The sequence below is a fragment of the Achromobacter sp. T5-5 genome (assembly GCF_055397965.1).
The window spans coordinates 2,763,161-2,785,616 of sequence record NZ_AP027919.1; the positions used below are offsets into that span (position 1 = coordinate 2,763,161).

Here is a 22,456-nt window from a genome sequence, read left to right on the forward strand (position 1 = left end):
GTCAGCCAGTCAGAATTCTCTTCAATTCCTCAAAAAACTCAGGGATCGTGTATCCCAACCCTGCGGGTCGGAGCCAACCCCATCGTTGTTTGAAGGCGGTTTCAACCTCAGGGCCGTATTCAGTGATGAATTGGTTCATGTCCAAGCAGACCTGATTTACCCGCTTGCCGTTGACCACATTTTTATAATCTTGGACCACGTCCTCAACGGTATCGCCAAAAGCCGCCCAGTCCTGATGGAACCATCCTGCGATCAGGACTTCGAGCTCGGGATATTTTTCTTGCTGAGTCATCAGAAATCCTACAATGCCCAAGTCCCCACGACGATTTCTCTTAGCGGCAGCCGTTCGCCATTGGACGCAAATTTGGCCCAATTGCCCGCGCGCCTAACCCAGGCCCTAATACTCCCCCAGAAACTCCTCCGGATCATTTTCAATCTCGACAATCGACCCCGTCAGCAGCGCCGCAAAGCTCGGCGCCACCCAAGTGATTTGATCCGGATCATGCGTAAACGCGATGATCTGTCCCATCGTGCCCCCATCCCCCGGCGAGTGGTCGACCATCAGCAGCAGCGTTCCCGCGCCAAAGCTGGCAAAGGGCAGCCAGCCCTGATGAAACCAGCCTTCCCTGATGCGCGCATCTGCCGACGCCGGTTCATCGTAGCCGGCATATCGCGGCGCGCGATCGGCCATGCGCGCCCGTTCGGCAATCGCTTCTTCCAACGACAGAAAATCGTAGCCGGTCAGATAACCCGGCCGCATGAACACCGGCACATCGCTGTCGCCTCCATCGGCCAGGAGCCAAGCCTGCCTGATGTCCGCAGAAATAGGGAAGCCGAGTTGTGCCTCGACCGCTTCCACCGCCGCTTTTTTCGCGCCTGGGTTGAGCTGTAGCACGGATGCATGCGTGTCGTAGACCGCGCGGACACGGTCCAGGTAGTTGGAGAAATTCATTGACGCCTGCGGTCCTTTTGTCAGATCTATGCAGCTTGGGGCAGGAAAAACCGGTCCTTCAATTCCTGCAAGCCAATCCGCTCCAGCATCTCCGTCAGCCGCTCCGCAGGCTTCCTCGTCGGCAGATTCTTGTACTGCGCAATGATCAGCTCATTCTTCATCGAATGCTCCCACCCGACGAGCTCGGTCACGCTGACCTGATACCCGTGCGCTTCCAGTTGCAGACAGCGCAATACGTTGGTGATCTGGCTACCAAACTCCCGCGTATGCAGCGGATGCCGCCAGATTTCCGCCAATGGATCCGCCAAGGCCTTCGCCTTGTTCTTCCTCAACACCGAGGCCACCTCAGCCTGGCAGCAAGGCACCACCACGATGTATTTCGCCTTCTTCTCCAACGCAAAATGAATCGCGTCGTCGGTGGCGGTATTGCAGGCGTGCAGGGCGGTGACGACGTCGATGGACGCGGGCAGTTTGTCCGACGTAATCGACTCCGCAACCGACAGGTTCAAGAACGACATCCCGCCGAAGCCCAGCCGCTTGGCCAGTTCCTCTGACGACTTCACCAGTTCTTCCCGGGTTTCGATGCCGTAGATGTGGGAGCCGTTCTTCAGCGCCTCGGGCTGTTCCTTGAAGAACAGGTCATACAGGATGAACCCCAGATACGACTTCCCCGCGCCGTGGTCGGCCAGGGTGACGGCGCCGCGTTGTTGTTGGACGTCCTTGAGCAGCGGTTCGATGAACTGGAACAGGTGGTAGACCTGCTTGAGTTTGCGGCGGCTGTCCTGGTTCATCTTGCCGTCGCGGGTCAGGATGTGCAGGGCCTTGAGGAGTTCGATCGACTGGCCGGGGCGGATGTCGTGGGTTTTTTCGGACATGGGGAAAGGCAAGCGCCCCGCTGGGGCGGGGCGCGTAGAGGTGCGGAAAGGGGCATTTTACCCCTCCGCGTGTCAGACACCAGGGCGCGTCAGACCGTCACGAGGACCGGTTCGCCAAGATTCAGCATCAAGCGGTTCGCCCACGCAAAGATTGCGTCCGAATGCAGCAGATCCAGGATCTCGCCGTCGTTCAGGCCCACATCCTTCAACGCCTGGATGCTGTCCGCGTTCACGTCGGCCTGCGCCTCGGTGATCTGGATCGAGAACTTGCCGATGGCCTGCTCACGCTTCGTGGTGCCCGCCGTGCGCGGATCCTCGAATACCTGCCCGATCACGTCATTGCGCTTGGCCAGTTGCTCGAACCGCTGCGCATGCACCGATGCGCAGTACACGCAGCCGTTCACGCGCGACACGACGGTGGCGCCCAGCTCGCGCTCGGCGCGCGACATGCCGCCCGGGGCGTACATGATGGCGTTGAAGGCCGTGGAGCGCTGGCGCAGGATTTCGGGCTGGTGGACCAGGAACAGGTAGTAGTCCGAGACCTTGGCCTTGGGGTGGCTTTCTTCCAGGACGGCGATCTGTTCGGGGGTGGCGGTGTCGACGTTCACCACATCCAGCCAGGCCTTCCATTCCAGGACTTCGTTGGTGAAGCCGTGGGCCTTGATGACGGCGCCGGGCTCGGTGTTGCCGGGGTTGATCACGGCGGTCGCGTCGCCGGCGGCGGCACCGGAACGCTGTCCTTCAGCCGCCTTCATCGCGACCAGCCCCGCGACCAGGCGCGTCTGGTACGACAGGAAGGCGATCAGTTGCGACAGGGTGACCACGGCAGGCGTGGAGACGCCGGCGGCGGGCAGCGTCTTCAGCGCGGCTTCGTCGCCTTCGACCGGCTTTTCGATCAGCTTGCGCGTGTATTCCAGCACGGCAGCCAGTTGCGGGTTGGCGGCGTCTGACGGCTTGCCCGATTCGGCGACGGCGATGTCCGCCGCTGCAACTCCCGCTTCCACCGCGCGGGTGCGGTAGTGAGCCGCCAGCAGCGGCGACGGGGTGATGCGCGTGGCATACAGCGCGACCAGCAGGCGGTCGGCCAGCGACAGGCCGGGCAGGGCCGGATCAAACAGGGCGTCGTAACTGCCTTGCGTGGCGGCGGCGACCTTGTCGCGCTTGTGGCGCACGTCGAAAGTGGGGTTGCCGGGCGCAAGGCCCACGAGCTGGTCTACGACGTCCTTGCTGATGTCGTAGACGATGGGTTGTTGTGCCATTGAGGAGGTCTCCTTGAATGTCATTGGGCGGGCGCTGCCGCCGCGCCCTTGGCCTTTACCGCGGCGTCCAGGAACGTCTTCACGCCTTCCCAGGATTCCTGGTCGGCGCGCGCGTTGTCCTTGGGATTGCCGCCGCTGGTGCTGATCTTGCCGGACACCGGATGGGCGTAGACGAGCTGCGTGGTGGGCACGTAGGGGAACAGGATGGAGTGTCCACCGTTCTCGTAATCCAGCCACTGCACCGGATACGGGTGCTGCACCTGAACCAGCTTGTCCTGCACCATCTTCGAGTACAGGCTGGACGGCCACGAGCCGTCGTCGGTGCCGGACAGCAGCATGACCGGGCCTTCGATGTCTTCCACGCGGATGCGGGCGCGGGCGACGGCGTCGGGGTCTTGCAGGGCGGTCAGGATGGCCCTTTCGTGGCGATGGGGCGCGGGGCCTTCATCGAACGGGGCCCAGGTGGCCGTGCGGTTGTTTTCCCAGACGTGGGGAATGGGCTTGCCGCCCAGCAGCCACGTGGGGCCTTCGCGGCCGATCTTGGGGTCGCAGGCGTTCTGGCCGCTGTGGACGACGGCGCCGGGCACGTAGGCGACGACGGCCGACACTTCCTTGGGGAAGGTGGCGCCCAGCAGCAGCACCAGTTCGCCGCCGCGCGACTGGCCGCTGATGGCGACGAAGTCGTGTTTGGGCTGGACCTTCTTGCGCAGCCAGCGCAGGCCGGTCTGGAAGTACTCCAGCGGGGTGTTGGAGATGTAGTCGGACAGGCCCGGCGCCTTGAAGTACGCCAGCGCAAAGGCGGCGTAGCCGCGCGAGGCGTACAGGGCGGCGCGCGGTTCGTTGATGCCGCCGCCGGAGCCGTTGAGGATCATGACGGCGGGATGCGATCCCGGGGCGCTGCCTGCGGGCAGGTAAAGCGTGCCGACCAGGCCTTCCTCGCGGACTTCAACGCGCGTGACGCCGTCGGCTGCCAGGCGCTGCGTGAAGCTGGCGCGCGCCTCGGCGCCTTCGACGCGGGCCACCACGTCGGTGACCAGGGCGTCGGTCACCGGCTGGTTGAAGTATTCGCGGCTCTTGCCGTCCTCGGGGGACTGCGACCAGACCAGGCCCATCGGGGACAGGCCGGCGTAGTCGCCCGAAACGGGCGCGTCGCGGGTCAGGTCGACGACGCCGTCTTCGCCTGCCGTGTAGGTGGCCTGGGCTTGCCAGAGCACACCGTTGCGGCGGGTGAGGGCGGTGATGTCGACGGTCGCGCCGGGCGCGACGTGTTCGACGCGGATCTGGCGCGGGACGTCGATCAGGGCGTCCGCGGGGGCGATGGTCAGGGTCGGCGCCATGGCTTACTTGTCCGAGACCTTGGTGACCATCATGGCGGCCGTGCGGTCGCTGGTCATCGGGGTGACCTTCAGGCCCTTCTTGGTAGCCCAGATGTTCTTGTAGTGGAACAGCGGGATGATGCCGACGTCGTCGGACACGATCTTGACGGAGTCGCGCAGGATGGCTTCACGCTTGGCGACGTCGAATTCCGAGGTGGATTGCTCCAGCGCGGTGTCGACCTTGGGGTTGCTGTAGCGGCCCCAGTTGGACGCGCCCAGGCCCTTCTTGGCGTCGGCGGTGGCCAGGATGTTGACCAGCGCGTAGCTGCCTTCGCCCGTGCCGTTGCCCCACGCCAGCATGCTGACGGCGAATTCGTTCTTGTTGGCGCGGCCCGAATACACGGCCCACGGCACGACTTCCACTTGCGTCTTGACGCCCACGCGGGTCCAGAACTGCGCGACCGCCTGGGCCGTTTCCGGGCCTTGCGGATAGCGGTCGTTGGGCACGTGCATGGTCAGCTTGAAGCCGTCGGGAAAGCCCGCTTCGGCCAGCAGCTTCTTGGCTTGCGCGACGTCGTTGGGGATGTCCTTGACGTCGGGGTTGTAGCCGAAGGTGCCCTTGGGCATCCACTGGTTGGCTTCGGTGGCGGCGCCTTGCAGGATGCGGTCGGCGATGGCCTTGCGGTTGATGGCCAGGTTCAGTGCCTGGCGCACGCGCACGTCCAAGAGCGGGTTCTTGTCCAGCGGCTTGCCGTTGTTGTCGGTGATGTACTGGTTGGGCGCGGGGTTGAAGCTGGGTTGCAGCAGCATGACGCGCAGGCCGTCGTACGGGTAGACCGAGATGTTGGAGGCCTTTTGCAGCTTGGCCAGGTCGGACACCGAGACCTTGTCGATCACGTCCACGTCGCCGGCCAGGAGCGCGGCGGTGCGGGCGGCGGCGTTGTTGATGTAGCGGTAGTTGACCTTGTCCCAGATCTGCTTGTCGCCCCAGTAGGCGTCGTTGCGTTCCATCAGGACGCGGTCACCGGGGGTGTAGGAGACGAACTTGTAGGGGCCGGTGCCGACCATCGCCTTGCCCGAGTTGTAGTCTTCGGTCGAGGACTTTTCGCCGACGTGCTTGCTGACGACGTGGACGGACGCCAGGTTCAGGGGCAGGTCGGGGTTGGGCGCCTTGGTTTTGACGATGAGGGTCAGCGGGTCCTTGGCGGTCATCGTGTCGATGGTGCGCAGGTAGCCGGCGTAGGTGGCGACGCTGCCCGGCACCGCGCGGGCGCGGGTGTAGGAGTAGATCAGGTCGTCGGCGGTGAACGGGGTGCCGTCCTGCCACTTGACGCCTTCACGCAGCTTGAATTCCCAGGTGGTGTTGTCCAGCGGCTTCCAGCTCACGGCCAGGCCCGGCTGCAGCTTGTTCCACTTGTTTTCGATCAGCAGGTCCCAGAAGTGCAGGGCCACCGAGCGGTCGCCGGCGTGGTTGTTCAACTGCGGGTCCAGCGACGACAGCGGGTCGGCGAAGCCGATCGACAGGTTGTCGGCGGAGGCGGCGGCCGAGGCGCCCAGGATGGCGGCGGTCAGGGTCGAGAGAATCAGGCGTTTCATTGTCCGGGGTCCTTGGTATAGGGGGGAACGGTGTGGGTCCAGCGGCTGCGGCGGTGGGGCCGCAGCCATTGATCGTCAGGCCATGTCGTTCAGGTGACAGGCGCTCAGGTGGTTGATGGCGATTCCCTTCAGCGTGGGAACTTCGGTCTTGCAGCGCGGCATCGCATGCGGACATCGCGGATGGAAATGGCAGCCGCCGGGCGGGTTGAGCGGGCTGGGAATCTCGCCCTTGATCGCGGTGAAGGTCTTGTGGCGCGATTTCAGGGTGGGGATCTCGGCCAGCAGCGCCTGCGTGTACGGGTGGTTGGGACGGCGGAAGACTTCTTCCACGGTCGCCGTCTCCACGACGCGGCCCAGGTACATGATGACGACGCGGTCGGACAGGTGTTCGACGACGCCCAGGTCATGGCTGATGAAGAGATAGGTCAGGTTGAGCTCTTCGCGCAGGTCCATGAACAGGTTCAGGATCTGCGCCTGGATCGACACGTCCAGCGCGGCCACGGCCTCGTCGCAGACCAGCATGGACGGCTGCACGGCCAGCGCGCGGGCGATGCCGATGCGCTGGCGCTGGCCGCCGCTGAACTGGTGCGGGTAGCGTTGGCGCAGGGCGGGGTCCAGGCCGGCGCGTTCCAGTTGCGCGCTGACGTAGTCGTCGAAGTCGCCGTTGCCGACCAGGCCGTGGATGCGGGCCGCTTCGCCCACGATCTCGTCCACGCGCAGACGCGGGTTGAGACTGGCGTAGGGGTCCTGGAAGATCATCTGCACTTTCAGGCGCGCGGCGTGGGCCTCGGCGGCATTCATGTCGGCGGGGCGCACGCCATTGACGCGGACCTCGCCGCCCGACGGCGTGAGCAGTCCGGCGGCGATGCGGCCCAGCGTGGACTTGCCGCAGCCGGATTCGCCGACCAGGCCGACGACTTCGCCGGGATTCACGATGAGGTCCACGTGGTCCACCGCGCGCGTGATCGCGGGCGGCTTGGACAGGCCCAGCGACTGCATGGCGCGGCCGGCGGCGCCGATCTTGCGTTCGCCGAAACGCTTGCTGACCTGGCGCAGGTCGATCAGCGGGGTGGGGGCGTGGGCGGTCGCGCTCATGCCGCCACCTCGCGGTGGATCTGGATGGAAGGATGGAAGCAGCGCACGTTGTGTTCGGGTAGGGCTTGGGTGATGCCGGGTTGCTGGCCGCAGGCGGCGGTGGCGCGCGCGCAGCGCGCCGCGAACGCACAGCCGGCCGGCAGGTGCAGCAGGTTCGGCGTCATGCCGGGAATCTGGCGCAGGCGCTGGCCGCGCGCGTTGTTGCTGGGCAGGCTGTCGATCAGCCCCACCGTGTACGGGTGTTGCGGCCGGTCCAGCACGTCGTCGACCTTGCCGTGTTCGACGATGCGCCCGGCATACATGACGGCCACGTCGTCAGCCAGGCCGGCGACGACGGACAGGTCGTGCGTGATCCAGATGAGGCTGGTGCCGTGCTGCTGCGCGAGCTTCTGCACTTCGGACAGGATCTGCGCCTGGATGGTGACGTCTAGCGCGGTGGTCGGCTCGTCGGCGATGATGAGGTCCGGGCGGTGCAGCATGGCAATCGCGATGGCCACGCGCTGACGCATGCCGCCGGACAGTTGATGCGGATAGGCCCGCAGGCGCTCCTCGGGACTGGGAATGCCCATCATGCCCAGCGTGTCGCGCGCCAGGATGCGGGCCTGCTCTTTGCTCATCTTATTGTGGGCGCGCACCGTCTCGATCATCTGCACGTCCACCCGCAGCACGGGGTTCAGCGTCATCATCGGATCCTGGAAGATCATGGCGATGCGGTTGCCCTGCAGACGGCGCAGTTCGCGCGGGGGCAGCTTGGTCAGGTCGCGGCCCTTGAACAGGACTTCGCCGCCGACGATGCGGCCCGGCGCGTCGACCAGACCCATGATGGAAAAGCCCGTCACGGACTTGCCCGAGCCGGACTCGCCGACCAGGCCCAGGATCTTGCCGCGTTCCAGCGTAAAGGAGACGCCGTCCACGGCGGGCAGCACGCCAGCGCGGGTATGGAAATGGGTGCGCAGGTCGCGCACTTCAAGCGTGGCCGGCGCGCCAGCCGAGGCGGAGCGGTCGGTCATTTGTGGGTCCTCGGGTTCAGCACGTCGCGCAGGCGGTCGCCCACCAAGTTGATCGCCACGATGGTGATCAGCAGCGCGATGCCGGGGTAAAAGCTGATCCAGTATTCGCCGGACAGCATGTATTGGAAGCCGTTGGAGATCAGCAGACCCAGCGACGGTTCGGTCACGGGCACGCCCAGGCCCAGGAAGCTCAGCGTGGCTTCCAGCGTGATGGCGCGCGCGATCTGCAGCGTGCCGATGACGATCAGCGGCGGCAGGCAGTTGGGCAGGATGTGCTTGAGCATGATCCGCCAGTTGGGGATGTCCAGGCAGCGGGCGGCTTCGACGTATTCGCGGCGGCGCTCGACCAGGGCCTGGCCGCGCGCGGTGCGGGCGTAATAGGCCCATTCCAGGATCACCAGCGTCAGCACCACGTTGCCCACGCCCTTGCCCAGGTAGGCCAGGATCATCATGGCCACCAGGATCGACGGGAACGACAGGATCAGGTCCACCAGGCGCATGATGAAGGCGTCGACCTTGCCGCCGGCGTAGGCGGCCAACAGGCCCAGCAGCGTGCCGATGACGCCGGCGATCAGCGCCGAGCCCACGCCCACCATCAGGCTGATGCGCAGGCCATACAGGATGCCCGACAGCAGGTCGCGGCCCTGGCCGTCGGTGCCCAGCCAGTAGTGGAAGGTCTCCAGGCCGTTCATGGTGCCGGGCGGCAGGCGCGAATCCAGCACGTCGATCTGCAGCAGGTCATAGGGGTTCTGCGGCGAGATCCAGGGCGCCAGCACGGCGGCCAGGATCAGCAGCGTCGCCACCACCAGGCCCAGCACGGCCGTCTTGGACGACAGGAACTCGGCCAGGTTGCGGCGCCATGGCGACTCGCGGCGCAGGACGGGCGCCTGCGCGGTTTGGGATACGGAACTCATGCCGTGGCCTCCAGCCGCACCCGGGGGTCCAGCACTTTGTACAGAATGTCGACGATCAGGTTCAGCGTCACGAACAGGCACACCACCACGATCAGATAGGCCACGATCACCGGCCGGTCCAGCGCGTTCAGGCTGTCCAGGATCAGCTTGCCGGCGCCGGGCCACGCGAAGATGCTTTCGGTGATGACGGCGAACGCGATGGTCGAGCCCAGTTCCAGGCCCAGCACCGTCACCAGCGGGATCATGGTGTTGCGCAGCACGTGCACACAGACCACGCGCAAGGGCGACAGGCCCTTGGCGCGCGCGAATTTCACGAAGTCCAGCGGCATCACGTCGCGCACGCCGGCGCGGGTCAGGCGGATCACCAGCGAGATCTTGAAGAGCGACAGGTTGAACGCCGGTAGGATCAGGTGGCGCCAGCCGTCGGCCGTCAGCCACGACCACTGGAAGCCCAGGAACTCCACCGTCTGGCCGCGGCCGCTGGCCGGCAGCCAGCCCAGCGACACGCTGAATGCCATGATCAGCATCAGCGCCACCCAGAAGGTGGGCAGCGAGAAGCCGACGATGCTGCCCGCCATGATCGTCTTGGACACGCGGCTGTCGGGATACAGACCGGCGAAAAGGCCCAGCGGCAGGCCGATGATGACGGCGAAGGAAAGCGCGGTGATGGCCAGTTCAAGCGTGGCCGGCAGACGCTGGATCACCAGCTCGATCGCGGGGATGTTGTAGACAAAGCTGTTGCCCAGGTTGCCGTGCAGCGCCCCGTTCAGGAAGGCCAGGTACTGTTGCCACAGGGGCTTGTCCAGGCCGAGTTCGGCGATGATGCGCGCGCGGTCCACCTGGTCCACGTCCTGGCCGATCAGGATGTCCACGGGGTTGCCGATGGCGTGCAGCCCGACGAAGACGATCAGCGTCATCAGGAACACGACCACGGCGGCCTGCGCCACGCGGCGTAGCAGCCATGCGGTCATTGCGCGGTCTCCGCCTGCGCGGCCGGGGCGGGGGCCGGGGTCCACTCGTCGCCGAACACTTCGGGCTCGGAGAACGCTTCCATGTTGGCGTAGTGCGTGGCGACGTCTTCGCGGTAGAAGAGGCCGGCAATGCCTTGCGCCAGGCGCTTGGCGCCTTCGCTGATGGCGGGGATGTCGCCCGAAATGGTGCCTTGCGTCAGCGCGGCGGGGTACGAGAAGCAATGCACCCGATCCAGGCCGGGGCAGGCGCCGGGGACCTTTTCCTGCAGTTCGAAGACCGCGCCCAGGTCGGGCGAGTCATGCAGTTCCTGGTCTTCCTCGCCGGGGGGCGGGGTGTAGCGGTCGCCCCAGGCGCGCACGTGCGGGGCCAGCGGCGCGAATTCCGGGCGCACGGTCCAGTCGATGCGAAAGCCCGTGGAGAAGATCAGGAAGTCCAGCACGAACACGCCTTTGGGCGTGGTGACGTGGATCTCGTCATCGATCAGCGCCAGGTCCTGCACGCCGCAGCCCAGGTTGAAAAAGGCGTTCGGATGGCGCGATACGCGCAGCGTGCTGCCGCGCGGGGGCGGCACCTGCGCGGCGTTGATGTAGTGGCGGATCTTCCACTTCCATTCGTCGGGCAGCGTCAGGTGGCCGTGGGTCAGGCCGGGATTGCCGGCGCCCTTGCCTTTGTTGATGCGGGGAATGTCGTTGCGGCGGATCAAGAGGTCCACGCTGGCGGCGCCGGCTTCCAGCGCGGTCGCGGCGCTGTCCATGGCGGATGCGCCCGCGCCCACGACGCCCACGCGCTTGCCGGCCAGGGTGTTGTAGTCCATCACGTCGGACGAGTGCGCCCAGCGGTCGCGCGGCAGTTTCTTCGCAAAGTCGGGCACGTACGCGCCGCCCAGGCCGTCGCGGCCCGTGGCCAGCACGACGCGGCGGGCCAGCACGGTGCTGCGTCCGGCGGGCGATTCGATGTCCAGCGCGACCAGCCTGTCGGCGCGCGGCTGCACCGACAGGATGCGGTGTTCGTTGCGCACGTCCAGCGCCAGCACGCGGCGGTACCAGCGCAGGTAGTCCATCCATTGCAGGCGCGGGATCTTGTCCAGCGCTTCCCAGGCGTCCAGCCCGAACTGCGCTTCGAACCACGCGCGGAACGTCAGCGCGGGCAGGCCCAGCGCGGGGCCGGTCAACTGCTTGGGCGAGCGCAGCGTTTCCATGCGGGCGGTGGTGGCCCAGGGGCCTTCATAACCTTCGGGCGCCTGGTCGAAGATCGGCGCGTCGATACCCAGGTGCTTGAGCGACGCGGCGGCCGCAAGACCCGCCATGCCGCCGCCGATGATGGCCACGTCCAGCACCTGATTCCCGTCGACCAGGCGGGGCGTCACCCAGTTCTTGGCGGGCAGTTCCAGCCAGGACAGGTCTTGCCGAAGGCGCGCCTCCAGGGCGGGCAGGCCTTGCGGCGGGGTGGCGAGGGGAAGATTCATAGTGCGGGTGTTTCCATGACAGGGGCGTCATCGCCGTAGATCGACTGCAACAGCGCCGAATGCTCGGAGGCATCGTGCAGCACGAAGCCCGGCAGCAGCGCGGCGGCGGCGTCGGCCAGCGCGTCCGCCATGGCCTGGCAGGCCGGCGTCAGCGTTTGCGACTGGGGGGTGATGACCCCGAAAAAGAAGGGGATGTCCAGGTCGATGGGCCGGATCGCCACGCCCGTCATGGGCGAGCCGTAGGCGGTCACGGGTTCCAGCACCGACACGCCCAGGCCGGCGCGTACCGCGGCCAAGGCGTTGATGGACGAATTGGTTTCGATGGTGCCCAGGGCCCGCCCGTTCTGCGCCAGCGCGGCGTCCAGGCGGCGGCGCAGGCGATAGGGGTTGGCCATGGTGATGAGGCGGCGTCCGGCCAGGGCCGACACCGGCACCACGGACTGTTGCGCGACCGGATCGTCGTCGGGCAGGGCGACCACGCAGGGCGCTTGCCCGATCCAATGCACCGTCAGGCCGCGATGCTCCAGCGGCAGGCTGGTCGCGCCCAGTTGGGCGGCGCCTGACAGCACGGCGTGCACCACGCGTTCGGGCGATGCGCTGCGCAATTGGATGCGCGCGGCGCCGACCCGGTCTTCGATGCGTTTGAGCGCGGCCGGCGCCAGTCCCGCGGCCAGGGCGGAGGTGGCGGCCACCAGAAGCGGCTGGGCATGGCCGCGCGCAATTTCTTCCGCGCGGCTGCGGATCTGCTGCAGACTGGCCAGCGCGCGTTCAACGTCGTCATACAGCAGAAAGCCCTGCTCGGTGGGCGTCACGCGGGGACCGCTGCGCGCAAACAGGGGGTAGCCGATCTCGGCCTCCATCTCTTGCAGCAAACGGCTGATCGCGGGCTGGGAGCGTCCAAGCAGCCGTCCCGCGGCGGTGACGCTGCCCGTGGACATGACGGCCGCAAAGGCCTCGAGTTGACGAAGTTCCATGGGTGTTGATTTATGCCAAGGACGAATTCTGGCGGGTCAAGTATGCGCTTTGCAAATAATTAAAGCGCATAAGCAAATTCCCTAATGGGGTTTACCTTAGGGAATTTCATAACGCCGAGTTATTTCAAGCGGCTGGCCGGCCCATGGGTGCCGGCGCGCTGGGGCGGGCTACCCCGGGCGCGTGGCGCAGACCCAGTACTGGCCGCCCAGCGGCAGCCAGCCCAGGTGCTTTTCCATCCAGATGAGGGCCGACAGTTTCGGCGGAATGAAAAGGCAGTACGCCACGGCGTTCAGGTCAAGGTCCGCCTTGCGGATCAGGGACTTAAGCTCGGCGGGCTTGAGCAGGACGGCGTCGGCATCGTAGATGCAGTTATTCACGATGCGCCGCGTCACCGGGTTGTAGGGGTTGTGCTCGAAGACGTAGACCGACCCGCCCGGTTTCAGGCGCTTTGCCAGACTGTTGGTGGCGGCCTGCCGCTCGGACGGGGGGATGTGGTGATAGACGCTGGCAACGAAGATCAAGTCGTAGCCTTCGCCTTCGTACGAACCGTCTTCCAGGAAGAAGGTGTTGTCCGGGTGTTCCTGGCGCGCCATGTCCAGGCTGGCGGGCGACACGTCCGAGCCTTCGATGACGGCGTCCGGAAAATACTGCTTCAGGAAGGGGATGTTGCGGCCGATGCCGCACCCGTATTCCAGAATGCGGGCCGGCGGCGCCGGGATGGCCTTGTGGACCAGTTCGACCTTGTATCGCGCGAAGTACGCGTCGTTTTCCGAAAAGAAGCCGACGCTTTCGCGCAGAAGCTTGTTGTAGTTTTCGGTGTGCTCATCGAAATCAACCTTCCCGCTCATCGCCTGGCGCTCCTTTCGAGGACCTGAAAATGCTACAGCCTCGCCGGGACCCCAGGAATGGGAGTTGTCCCAGGGGCGGGCTATTTCCCCATCAGCATCGCGCGGCCTTTGGCGGTCAGCACCACCACGGACTCCCCGCGCACGGGGCTTTCTTCCTGGGTCATGTCGATGAGTCCGTTGGCGGTGGCGTCCTCCCAGGCCGACAGCCGCGGGCAATTGGTGCGCCACGCCTCCATGGTTTCGGAATAGGTGCGAGGCCGCGCCGCGATCCACAGCAGGAACTGCACCAGGTTGCCCATCTGGGACGCGCCGGGCTCGATGTCTGTGTTCGGGGCTATCGCTGGGGCTATCGCTGGGTTCATCTCCGGGTCTACGTTTGGAACGTCAGGCATGGGGCGCCTCCAAGAAAGGGCCAAGAATGCGTCTTGACGATACTCCTGGATATGCGCGCAAGCCAGTTCTTGCCGCCCGGCCATCGCCGGGATCTGCCCCCACCCGCGCGGGGCCGCCGGGATACGGGAAAGCTAGCGCGGCGCCATCCCCTTGCGCAGCTTGTCCGGTGATTCCATCAGCGAGGCCGTCATGTCGTCGCGTTCAAGCACGCAGGGCTCGGTGCGCAGGTCTTTCATGAATTCGTCGTAGAGTTCGCCCGTGATTCCCGCCGGGCGCTTGAAGTCGCCGGATAGTTGATAGGCGCGCAGCAGCACCGACCGCAGCCGCTTGACCTCCCAGAGCAGGGAGATGACGTCGGTGTTCCAGGGCTGACGTTCGCGGATGAGGCGCAGGTCGGCGTGAGAGAGGGGGGCTTTGAACGGCATGACGGAAAATACTGTTTATATATCCAGTATAGTCCGCCTAAAACGGTGACGTGTCATCAGGGGTTTCGTCAGCTTGCACCCGCCCGCGTCGTGCCCCTCTCGCGGGGCGGCCGTGGCCTGCAAAAACGCCTACACCACCCGCGTCTGCACCTGGCCTTCGCGGAACCACCCGTCCAGGTTCGCGCGCATCAGGTCCGCCATCGCGCGCCGCGTTTCGTGCGTGCCGCTGGCGATGTGCGGCAGCATCACCACGTTGTCCATGCCATTCAATTCAGGGGGCGTGGCGGGTTCATGCTCGAAGACGTCCAGGCCTGCGCCGGCAATGCGCTTTTGCTGCAGCGCGGCCACCAGCGCCGCTTCGTCCACCACCGTGCCGCGGGCGATATTGATCAGCCAGCCGTCGGGGCCCAGCGCGTCCAGCACCTGCGCATTCACCATGTGCCGGGTCGCGCCGCCGCCCGGTACGGCCAGGACCAGGTAGTCGCATTGCGACGCCAGCTCCACGATGTCCGGGCAATAGTGGTAGGACGCGGGCGCATCGGGGCGCGGCTTGCGGTTGGTGTACAGGATTTCCATGTCGAACGCCTGTGCGCGCCGGGCGATCTGCAGCCCGATGTTGCCCAGGCCGACGATGCCGCAGCGCTTGCCGCTCATGCGCGACCCAAGGCCGAATCCCTCGGCGGGCCAGCGGCCGGCGCGCACGAAGCGGTCGGCTTCGGCAATGCGGCGCGAGACCGCCAGCATCAGCGACAGCGCGGTGTCCGCCACGCAGGCGTCCAGCACGCCCGGGGTGTTGGTGACTACGACATCGCGGGCCTTGGCGGCCGCGATGTCGATGGTGTCGTATCCCACGCCGAAGCTGAAAATGCCTTCCAGCGCGGGCAGGGCGTCGATCAGTTCCTTTTTTGCGCCGAAGCGGCCGCTGGTGGCGATGCCGCGGATGGCGGCGCCATGTTCGCGCAGCAGCGCCGCGGTGTCGTCGGCTTCCCAGAGCCGGTGGACGCGGTAGCGGGATTCCAGGTCGGCCGTCAGCTCGGGCAGCAAGGGACCGACCATCAACAGGTCGGCGGCGAAGGCGGGTAGGGATGCGGTCATGGATACGGCTTATAGGGGTAAGAGGAGGCCCGCCGAGGCGGGCCGGACAGCGAGGTCAGTTGGTCTGGATGTTACGGGACTTGATGATCTGCCCATAGCGTTCGCGCTCGCGGGCCGCCAGATCCTGCAATTCCTTTGGCGTGGAGCCATGCGCGACCGCGCCCTGCGATTCAAGCTTGGTCTTGACCGCGGGGTCCGCAGCCACCTCGCGGATCGCCTCGGAAAGCTTGTCGATCACCGCTTGCGGCGTGCCAGCGGGCGCCAGCACCGCCGTCCACGAGCCGCTTTGCGCGTTCTTGACGCCCGCTTCGTCGATCGTGGGGACGTCCGGCATGGCGGGCGAGCGGGTGGCGCCCGTGACCGCCAGCGCGCGCAGCTTGCCAGCCGTCACGTAGGGCATGGTTTCCAGGACCGACGCGAACAGCATGTCGACGCGGCCGGCCATCAGGTCGGTCATCGCCGGGCCGCCGCCCTTGTAAGGCACGTGCACCAGATCCACGCCGGTGGCCTGTTGGAAGATCTCGCCGGACAGGTGCGGCGCGCCGCCGGTGCCCGAGCTGGCAAAGGTGTGCTTGCCCGGCTGGGACTTGGTCAACGAGACCAGTTCCGCAACGTTCTTGGCCGGCAGGCTGGCGGGCACCACCAGCACGAACGGCAGGTCCGAGAACAGCGACACGGGCGCGAACGCCTTGACCGGGTCGGAATGCAGCTTGTAGATCCAGGGGTTGATCGCCAGCATCCCGGAGTTGGCGAACAGCAGCGTGTAGCCATCGGGCTGGGAGCGGGCCACCAGGTCGGCGGCGATCTGGCCGCCGGCGCCCGGCCGGTTGTCCACCACCACCGATGACGAGAATTTTTCACCCAGGGCCGCCGCCAGCAGGCGCGCCGATATGTCGGTGCCTCCGCCCGGCGAGAAGGGCACGATGAGATTGATCGGGCGCTCCGGATAGCCGGCGGCGCTGGCCGCGTGCGGCAGGGCGGCGGTGGCGGCCAGGGCCAGCGCCGCGGCGAGGAGCCGGACGCGGATCCGGGCGGTGTTCTTTGTCTCCATGGATTTTCTCTTTATGGCGTTGATGGCGGCGGGGCCGCAAAAAAGGGTGCTGCGGGGCAGGCTCCTGAGGCGTTGCAGGCCGCATTCCGACCCTGCGGCCGAGTATAGGGAGGTGTGTCCATGGATAGCCGTTCGAGCTATAAATAGCATCAATCAATTCAAGGATTGGATCGATGGAATTCCGCCAGCTCGAATGCTTCATCGCGGTCGCCGAAGAACTGCACTTCGGCCGCGCCGCCGAGCGCCTGTGCATGACGCAGCCGCCGCTGTCGCGCCAGATCCAGTTGCTGGAGCAGGACCTGGGCGTGACGCTCTTCGAGCGCAACAGCCGTCAGGTTCTGCTCAGCGCCGCAGGCCGGCGCTTTCTGCGCGATGCGCGACATCTGCTGGAATTTTCGGCGCAGGCCGCCGCCACCGCGCGCCGCACGTCCGGCGGCGAGGCCGGGCACATCACGCTGGGTTTCACCGCCGTGGCCGCGTATCGGCTGATGCCCTCTCTCATCATGCAGGCGCGCAAGCTGCTCGGGGGCGTGGAGATCCAGCTGCGTGAAACCGTGACCACGGACCTGAGCCGACTGCTGCTGGCACACGAACTGGACGCGATCCTGGCCCGCAGCGTGCCGCAGCAGGCGGGTATCGAATCCCGGCTGGTCGAACGCGAACCGCTCGTGCTGGCGCTGCCTGCGGACTCGCCGTTGTGCGAGCACACGACGGTCCCGCTGCGCTTGCTGCAGGGGCAGCCGTTCGTGCTGTATTCGCCCCGGGAAGGGAAGTACTTCTACGACCGCATCGTCGGCGCTTTCGGTCTGGCCGACGTGCAGCCGCAGTACGTGCAGCGCGCCGGACAGACGCACACGCTGCTGGCGCTGGTCCGGGCGGGCCTGGGCGTGGGCATCGTCCCGGACTCGGCGCGCGAACTGCGCTTTGAAGGGGTGGCGTTCCGGCCCATCGGACAACGCAATCTCTACGCGGACATGTATCTGGCCTGGCATGCGCAGCACGACAATCCCGCGCTGGACGCGTTCCTGCAGCGCGTGGTGAAGGTGGACGGGCCGGGCGCTGTCCGCATCGGCGGACCGGCGTGATGCCGGTCCGGCCCTAGCGGCGCTTCGGGCGGTGTGGCGGGGTCAGCGGCGCGCCAACGTGGCTGGCCAGCCAGTGTTCGATCTTGTCATCCCGGCGGGCGGCCCAGTCCTTGCCGATTTCAAGAATGAGCAGGTTGCGGGTGTCGCCGTAGTCCTGGCCCGGCGCCTTCTGGAACATCTCGCGCCAGATCTCGGAGGCGACCAGTTCCGTCGTCACCAGCACGCCGATTCCCTTGGCGTCTATCCATAAGGGCGCGGCGCGCTCGTCCACGTGGCTCTTGAGGTTCTCAAGGATTTTCTGCGCCAGCGCGGCATTGTCTTTGGACGCCGCGATCAGGACCAGATACTGCCGATGGTCGCCAGCCGGCTCGTCGGCGTCGCCGAATGGATTTTCCATGATGTGTTCCTTTTGGTCTTGGGTGGGCGTTGTGCCTGGACAGACTGTAGTGCATCGGTGAATCCGGGCGGTGATCGGCCGCTGATTTCCCGCTTTGTCGGCCGGTCAAGCCCGCAGGATCGAGGCGGATCTATCAAGTTGAAACATCCATAGACCATCCAAGTGGATGGTTTTATTCTCCGTTCATGCCGCCTCGCACCTCACAACTCGCCTCCGTCCCCAAGCCTGCCGACGAGAAAATCACGATCAACCTGGGTTACGTCGACCTGGGCCAGATCGATCTGCTCGTGCAGGAAGGGTTCTACGCCAACCGGACAGACCTGATCCGCACCGCGATCCGCAACCAACTTGCCACCCACGGCGACGCGGTGCGTCAGGCCGTCAGCCGAAAAACGCTGGTGCTGGGTATCCAGCACTACACCGCCCAGGATCTGCTTGCGGTCCAGGCCGCGGGCGAAATGCTCCAGATCCGCGTATTGGGCCTGGCGACCATCGCGTCCGATGTCACGCCCGAGCTTGCGCTTGCCACCATCGAATCCCTGACGGTATTGGGCGCCCTGCATGCCAGCCCCGCCGTCAAAGCCGCCCTGCGTCAGCGCATCCGCTGATCCCACACGCCGCAAAAAGGACACACCATGCACCCTGAATTCCAGCAACTCATGCATCAGGCCACCCAGCTCACCCGGTCCGGCGATCTGGCGGCAGCCACCGCCGCGATCCAGGCCGCGCTGCGTGGCGGTCCCCCTGCCGTTCTGCGCAGGCAGGACGATGTGGACGTCAGCGACGTCATCGACGTCATCGACGTCGAAGCCTGGGAGGTCCCGGATTCCGCCCGCGCGCCCGACACGGCACGGGACATTCCTGGCGATGCCGCCCGGCCCGCGCCCAAACCCGCCGTCTCGGGTGACACGTTTTCGGCGGGATCCTTCCGCAATTCCTCCGGCCAGCGCGCCTACAAGCTGTACGTGCCGCCCAACCCCAACCCGGATGGCGCGCCGCGTCCGCTGGTGGTCATGCTGCATGGTTGCACGCAGGACGCCGACGATTTCGCGGCGGGCACCGCCATGAACGAGGCCGCGCGCGAGCAGGGCTTCTACGTGCTGTATCCGGTTCAATCGCGCAACGCCAATCCCCAGAAATGCTGGAACTGGTTCAAGCACAACCACCAGCAGCAGGGCCGTGGCGAACCATCCATCCTGGCGGGCATGACGCGCGAGGTCATGGCGGCCCATCCCATCGATCCGGCGCGCGTGTATGTTGCCGGCCTGTCGGCGGGCGGGGCAATGGCCGCGATCCTGGCCGGCGCCTATCCCGAGCTCTATGCGGCGGCGGGTGTGCATTCGGGTCTGGCCGCGGGCGCTGCGTCGGATCTTCCGTCGGCGCTGTCCGCCATGAAGGGCGCGGGCCTGGCGCCCGCCGGGCAAGCGGGCAGCGGCGTGCCGACCATCGTCTTCCACGGCGACCGCGATGCCACCGTGCATCCGGGCAACGCCGAAAGCGTGATCGCGGCCAGCGCGGGGGCGGGGGCGCGCGCCGAGACCCAGCGGGTGGCGGGCGCAACCGGCAAGCGCCACAGCACGCGGCACGTGTACCGCAATGCGGCGGGCGACATCGTCGCCGAACGCTGGGACGTCCATGGCGCAGGCCATGCCTGGGCCGGCGGGACGCCAAACGGCTCCTATACGGACGGCGCCGGTCCGGACGCCACGGCGCAGATGCTGCGATTCTTCTTCGAGCGCGGCTCGGCCGGAAAGCACTGACCCGCTGACCCCGCCACCGCGGCGCGCGGAAACACGCCGCGCCTTCGCCGCGACGGAACCGGCCTAGCGAACCGGCGCGGGCTTGCCGTAGAGCAGCCGGGCGCACGCCAGTCCGGCGACGGCGGCGGGCACGGCGCCCATGTACAGGGGAAATAGCGTCGACGACCAGGACAGGTCGCGTCCGCCGAAGGTCAGCAGAAACGCAAAGGCATAAACCGCGCCAATCGCGCCCATGCGCAGAATGGCCAGCCACGAGGGCGCGAGCGGCTTGAGGGCGCCCGCGGTCAGCCCGCAAAACATGGCCGGCACGATGCCGAAGATATAAGCCCAGGGCAGCCCGAAGATCCCGAACATCAGGCCATCCGAGCTCCAGGCGACGACGGCCATGAACAGGGCAATGACAGCAATGCCCACGGGCGGCCCGACGAACGCAAAGATGGCGGCGCCGGCAGCCATGTCGCGGCCGATGGCGCGGGCCGTATCTCCGTCCCTGCGCTGCCTGCGGCGATAGAGGACGGAACCTAGCGTAAGCGCAAGAAGCACGGCGCCAGTGATGTAGAGCATCGGGTCAATTCCAGATTGAAGGGATACAGAAGCGTTGTCCGCGCATCCCGCGCGGCCGGCACGATGCGCGCATCAGGGCATTTTCTTCTTGCCCAGCAGCGTCAGCGTCAGGCTGCGGCCCGTGCGCATGAAGGGGTAGAGCGCCTTGGACAGACAGGCGTTGCTGAAGATGGCGGCGTTCACGCGGTTGAACAGGTCGTTGTCCGTGCTGAGCAACGCCAGCCGGTGTATGGCTTCCGAGCCCCAGTAATCGTGGCCGTCCAGGTGCAGGATCATGCCCTGGTTCAGGTCATAGCCCTGCGCGCGGTGCCGTGCGGCCAGGTCGGGATGGTCGCGCATGTTCAGCATGGCGATGGGGCCCGCCGCCTTGCGCAACTGCACCATCCGCACGTAGTTCGAGCAGAAGGGGCAATCGCCGTCGTAGAGGAGGTAATTGTCGTCGGACTGCATCATCGGGATCCGTCGGTAGTTGCAGGAACATACCTCATAAATCCGGTTTGACGGTTTGGCAGTCCGGAAAAGGGGCGATTCCGCGTCCCGGAAATCCGGTATTCAGGCAGTTCCAAGGTCTGGAGATACGCGGGCGCCGTGCGTCCCGGGCCCGACGCGCGTGCATCGAGTCCGAAGAAAGCGCACGGCAAATGGCGCGGGCGCTGCGGGCCGCTGGTTATCCGCCCCGGTGTCCGTGATAGCGCGGCGCGGCCACGGCGCGCGTGTTTTCCTTGTGCTGCGAGCCGACCAGCGCCTTGCGGCGCGCGTCTTCATGCTGATGCTCGGCTTTGGCCCGCGCTTTGTCCGCCTGCGGCGGCGCATGGGGGTCGGGCGCGGCGGCAGGCGCTGCATGGCGGGAATCGGGGCGGGAGTCGGGGCGGGGAGTGTTGGGCGTCATGATGCGTACCTGCGAAGGCGACGCGGCATATGCCGCGCTTTCACGTTACGCCCGGTCCTGGGGATTCTCCAGGGATCAATTGCAACAGCCGGACGGGCGGTTCAGGTCCGCGGCCGGCGCGCCGGCGCTTCCTTGTCCTGCGCCCGCCAGCTTTCGCGCAGTTCGGCGATTCGGCGCAGCGCGCTCTGCGACATCTTCCACCAGCCGAACGGCCGCGGGTCGGCCAGCATGCTCATGGCGCGGGCGTAGTCCAGGGTCAGGCCCGGCGTCCAGGCCATGGTCAGGGCGCGCTTGCGGATCTGGGAGGCCACCCACAGCTCCGGCGTCAGCAGCAGCCGGATCAGCACCCGCCAGCCGGCCTCGCCGCCATGCAGGCGGCCCACGACGCCGTCCAGCGCGGCGTCCAGCGCGCCCGACACCGTGCTGGAGCAGTTGCGGTGCGTCAGGTTGTAGGTCGAATTCTTGCGGTATTCCTCCCAGAACGCCGCCAGCTTTTCCGCGTCGTAGTTCCGGATCCGCACGCGGACGGTCGACGGGCACCAGGCCTTGGATTCGGTGGCGTAGTCGGGCTGGTAAACGCCCGGAATGTCGTTTTCGGCGGTGGCGCGCAGCAGGGCGCTGAAATCGTCGGGCGACCGGTCGATCTCTTCTTGCGGATACAGGCTGATGTAGATGCCCTCGGGCGACTCCAGCGCTGCGTGGCCCGTGGAAATGACGCCATTGACGTCCACCGCGGCGATGTAGCGGTCCACTACCGGATAGCTGCGGGTCTGCGTCTTGGCCGAACCGGACGGCGTCCAGACGTGCACCGTCAGCGCCCGTTCGGAATCGGCCGGCGGGCCGTCCCAGACCCGCGGCGCGGCTTGCTCCGGCGCGGTCGGGGCAAAACCCATCGACTGCGTGGCGGCGAAGGCGGGGTTGGAGGAAAGGTGCCGCACGCGACGCGCCAGCCACAGGAGCTTCATGCCCGCAATCCCCAGGAAGAGGCCCAGGCAATACGGCACGGTGCCCAGGTAATTGGTGGGATAGGGCTGGAAAAAGAAGATGGCCAGCAGGATTTCCACCACGCCGCCGGCAAACGCATAGCGCCAGCGCTCATAGCGCACCACGTAGCCGGCGATACACTGCAGCAGCCCGTCCACCAGGAACAGCGCGCCGAAGATCATCGACAGCACGAAGTGGCCGTGGTGATGACCGGCCAGGATCAGGCCGCCCGCCAGCAGGACGAACAGGCCCTTGGCGTAGCGCAGGACGCGCTGCCCGCCCACGCCGCTGGAGGCGATCAGCAGCGTGCCCAGGCCTTCGATGATGAAAAGGATGGCGAAGGCGTTCAGGGGGAAATAGGCCGCGCCGTCCAGCGCGTCGATGAACACGACGATCCCCGCCAGCAGGAAGACCGCGCCCGCGATGGCCAGTGCGCGCCAGCGCTGGCGCAGGTACGTCACTCCCAACAACAGCAGAACCAATTGCGGCATGGCGCGGCCCCGGCAACAGTCGATAACGTGTACATGAAAAATAAA

General features: G+C 66.4%; 25 protein-coding genes. 3 read left to right on the forward strand and 22 right to left on the reverse strand.

Features of this window, described 5'->3' with window-relative positions; all coding sequences use genetic code 11:
* Position 1: 1 nt before the first annotated feature.
* The 17 genes from ACZ50Q_RS12490 to ACZ50Q_RS12570 all read right to left on the reverse strand — a co-directional run bounded on the left by ACZ50Q_RS12490 (position 2) and on the right by ACZ50Q_RS12570 (position 16,241).
* Entirely contained in the window at positions 2 to 292 is a 291-nt protein-coding gene (locus tag ACZ50Q_RS12490; protein ID WP_464081690.1) for a contact-dependent growth inhibition system immunity protein, read from the reverse strand.
* A gap of 105 nt (positions 293 to 397) precedes the next feature.
* On the reverse strand, positions 398 to 952 hold the full coding sequence (locus tag ACZ50Q_RS12495; protein WP_464081691.1) for an SMI1/KNR4 family protein: 555 nt from the start codon (positions 950 to 952) through the stop codon (positions 398 to 400).
* A 26-nt stretch (positions 953 to 978) separates the two neighbouring features.
* Positions 979 to 1,827: a class I SAM-dependent methyltransferase gene (locus ACZ50Q_RS12500; RefSeq protein ID WP_076520510.1), complete on the reverse strand. Its 849-nt coding sequence runs from the start codon at positions 1,825 to 1,827 to the stop codon at positions 979 to 981.
* An 89-nt stretch (positions 1,828 to 1,916) separates the two neighbouring features.
* On the reverse strand, positions 1,917 to 3,086 hold the full coding sequence (locus ACZ50Q_RS12505) for a CMD domain protein (RefSeq protein WP_464081692.1): 1,170 nt from the start codon (positions 3,084 to 3,086) through the stop codon (positions 1,917 to 1,919).
* Positions 3,087 to 3,106: 20 nt separating this feature from the next.
* Positions 3,107 to 4,423 carry an acyl-CoA thioester hydrolase/BAAT C-terminal domain-containing protein gene (locus tag ACZ50Q_RS12510; RefSeq protein ID WP_464081693.1) on the reverse strand — a complete coding sequence of 439 codons (1,317 nt, stop codon included), beginning with the start codon at positions 4,421 to 4,423 and terminating at the stop codon, positions 3,107 to 3,109.
* Positions 4,424 to 4,426: 3 nt separating this feature from the next.
* Positions 4,427 to 5,998 (reverse strand): ABC transporter substrate-binding protein, encoded by a 1,572-nt coding sequence (locus ACZ50Q_RS12515; RefSeq protein ID WP_092578501.1) that lies wholly within the window; start codon positions 5,996 to 5,998, stop codon positions 4,427 to 4,429.
* Between the two features lie 75 nt (positions 5,999 to 6,073).
* Positions 6,074 to 7,093, reverse strand: coding sequence for an ABC transporter ATP-binding protein (locus ACZ50Q_RS12520; protein ID WP_464081694.1), 1,020 nt, complete (start codon positions 7,091 to 7,093; stop codon positions 6,074 to 6,076).
* Positions 7,090 to 8,103, reverse strand: a complete 1,014-nt coding sequence (locus ACZ50Q_RS12525; protein WP_464081695.1) for an ABC transporter ATP-binding protein — start codon at positions 8,101 to 8,103, stop codon at positions 7,090 to 7,092. The genes ACZ50Q_RS12520 and ACZ50Q_RS12525 overlap by 4 nt, the downstream gene beginning before the upstream one ends.
* A complete protein-coding gene (locus ACZ50Q_RS12530) occupies positions 8,100 to 9,017 on the reverse strand; it encodes an ABC transporter permease (protein WP_076520516.1) in 918 nt (305 codons plus the stop codon). The genes ACZ50Q_RS12525 and ACZ50Q_RS12530 overlap by 4 nt, the downstream gene beginning before the upstream one ends.
* Positions 9,014 to 9,988: an ABC transporter permease gene (locus ACZ50Q_RS12535; RefSeq protein ID WP_092578495.1), complete on the reverse strand. Its 975-nt coding sequence runs from the start codon at positions 9,986 to 9,988 to the stop codon at positions 9,014 to 9,016. The genes ACZ50Q_RS12530 and ACZ50Q_RS12535 overlap by 4 nt, the downstream gene beginning before the upstream one ends.
* Positions 9,985 to 11,454: a flavin-containing monooxygenase gene (locus ACZ50Q_RS12540; protein WP_092578493.1), complete on the reverse strand. Its 1,470-nt coding sequence runs from the start codon at positions 11,452 to 11,454 to the stop codon at positions 9,985 to 9,987. The genes ACZ50Q_RS12535 and ACZ50Q_RS12540 overlap by 4 nt, the downstream gene beginning before the upstream one ends.
* Positions 11,451 to 12,428, reverse strand: a complete 978-nt coding sequence (locus ACZ50Q_RS12545; RefSeq protein ID WP_464081696.1) for a LysR family transcriptional regulator — start codon at positions 12,426 to 12,428, stop codon at positions 11,451 to 11,453. The genes ACZ50Q_RS12540 and ACZ50Q_RS12545 overlap by 4 nt, the downstream gene beginning before the upstream one ends.
* A 168-nt stretch (positions 12,429 to 12,596) precedes the next feature.
* The gene (locus ACZ50Q_RS12550) at positions 12,597 to 13,277 is read right to left on the reverse strand and encodes a class I SAM-dependent methyltransferase (RefSeq protein WP_464081697.1); all 681 of its coding nucleotides are present in this window, start codon (positions 13,275 to 13,277) and stop codon (positions 12,597 to 12,599) included.
* An 80-nt stretch (positions 13,278 to 13,357) separates the two neighbouring features.
* Positions 13,358 to 13,669 (reverse strand): hypothetical protein, encoded by a 312-nt coding sequence (locus ACZ50Q_RS12555; RefSeq protein WP_464081698.1) that lies wholly within the window; start codon positions 13,667 to 13,669, stop codon positions 13,358 to 13,360.
* 132 nt (positions 13,670 to 13,801) lie between these two features.
* On the reverse strand, positions 13,802 to 14,095 hold the full coding sequence (locus ACZ50Q_RS12560; protein WP_464081699.1) for a hypothetical protein: 294 nt from the start codon (positions 14,093 to 14,095) through the stop codon (positions 13,802 to 13,804).
* A 129-nt stretch (positions 14,096 to 14,224) separates the two neighbouring features.
* Entirely contained in the window at positions 14,225 to 15,190 is a 966-nt protein-coding gene (locus ACZ50Q_RS12565; protein ID WP_464081700.1) for a 2-hydroxyacid dehydrogenase, read from the reverse strand.
* 55 nt (positions 15,191 to 15,245) lie between these two features.
* A complete protein-coding gene (locus ACZ50Q_RS12570) occupies positions 15,246 to 16,241 on the reverse strand; it encodes a Bug family tripartite tricarboxylate transporter substrate binding protein (RefSeq protein ID WP_464081701.1) in 996 nt (331 codons plus the stop codon).
* Between the two features lie 173 nt (positions 16,242 to 16,414).
* Here ACZ50Q_RS12570 and ACZ50Q_RS12575 point away from each other — a divergent pair, with 173 nt between their 5' ends.
* On the forward strand, positions 16,415 to 17,326 hold the full coding sequence (locus ACZ50Q_RS12575) for a LysR family transcriptional regulator (protein WP_464081702.1): 912 nt from the start codon (positions 16,415 to 16,417) through the stop codon (positions 17,324 to 17,326).
* 13 nt (positions 17,327 to 17,339) lie between these two features.
* Here ACZ50Q_RS12575 and ACZ50Q_RS12580 read toward each other — a convergent pair whose 3' ends face one another.
* Positions 17,340 to 17,723: a hypothetical protein gene (locus ACZ50Q_RS12580; RefSeq protein WP_076520526.1), complete on the reverse strand. Its 384-nt coding sequence runs from the start codon at positions 17,721 to 17,723 to the stop codon at positions 17,340 to 17,342.
* Between the two features lie 185 nt (positions 17,724 to 17,908).
* Here ACZ50Q_RS12580 and ACZ50Q_RS12585 point away from each other — a divergent pair, with 185 nt between their 5' ends.
* Together ACZ50Q_RS12585 and ACZ50Q_RS12590 are read left to right on the forward strand one after the other, a co-directional pair.
* Positions 17,909 to 18,331 (forward strand): CopG family transcriptional regulator, encoded by a 423-nt coding sequence (locus ACZ50Q_RS12585; protein WP_076520527.1) that lies wholly within the window; start codon positions 17,909 to 17,911, stop codon positions 18,329 to 18,331.
* A 27-nt stretch (positions 18,332 to 18,358) separates the two neighbouring features.
* Complete coding sequence (locus tag ACZ50Q_RS12590; protein WP_464081703.1) at positions 18,359 to 19,483, forward strand: extracellular catalytic domain type 1 short-chain-length polyhydroxyalkanoate depolymerase; 1,125 nt, start codon at positions 18,359 to 18,361, stop codon at positions 19,481 to 19,483.
* Positions 19,484 to 19,546: 63 nt separating this feature from the next.
* Here ACZ50Q_RS12590 and ACZ50Q_RS12595 read toward each other — a convergent pair whose 3' ends face one another.
* The 4 genes from ACZ50Q_RS12595 to ACZ50Q_RS12610 all read right to left on the reverse strand — a co-directional run bounded on the left by ACZ50Q_RS12595 (position 19,547) and on the right by ACZ50Q_RS12610 (position 22,411).
* Positions 19,547 to 20,047, reverse strand: a complete 501-nt coding sequence (locus ACZ50Q_RS12595; protein ID WP_464081704.1) for a hypothetical protein — start codon at positions 20,045 to 20,047, stop codon at positions 19,547 to 19,549.
* A gap of 72 nt (positions 20,048 to 20,119) precedes the next feature.
* Positions 20,120 to 20,497 (reverse strand): DCC1-like thiol-disulfide oxidoreductase family protein, encoded by a 378-nt coding sequence (locus tag ACZ50Q_RS12600; RefSeq protein WP_464081989.1) that lies wholly within the window; start codon positions 20,495 to 20,497, stop codon positions 20,120 to 20,122.
* A 217-nt stretch (positions 20,498 to 20,714) separates the two neighbouring features.
* Complete coding sequence (locus ACZ50Q_RS12605) at positions 20,715 to 20,936, reverse strand: hypothetical protein (RefSeq protein ID WP_464081705.1); 222 nt, start codon at positions 20,934 to 20,936, stop codon at positions 20,715 to 20,717.
* Between the two features lie 101 nt (positions 20,937 to 21,037).
* Positions 21,038 to 22,411 carry an HdeD family acid-resistance protein gene (locus ACZ50Q_RS12610; protein WP_464081706.1) on the reverse strand — a complete coding sequence of 458 codons (1,374 nt, stop codon included), beginning with the start codon at positions 22,409 to 22,411 and terminating at the stop codon, positions 21,038 to 21,040.
* Between the last annotated feature and the right edge of the window lie 45 nt (positions 22,412 to 22,456).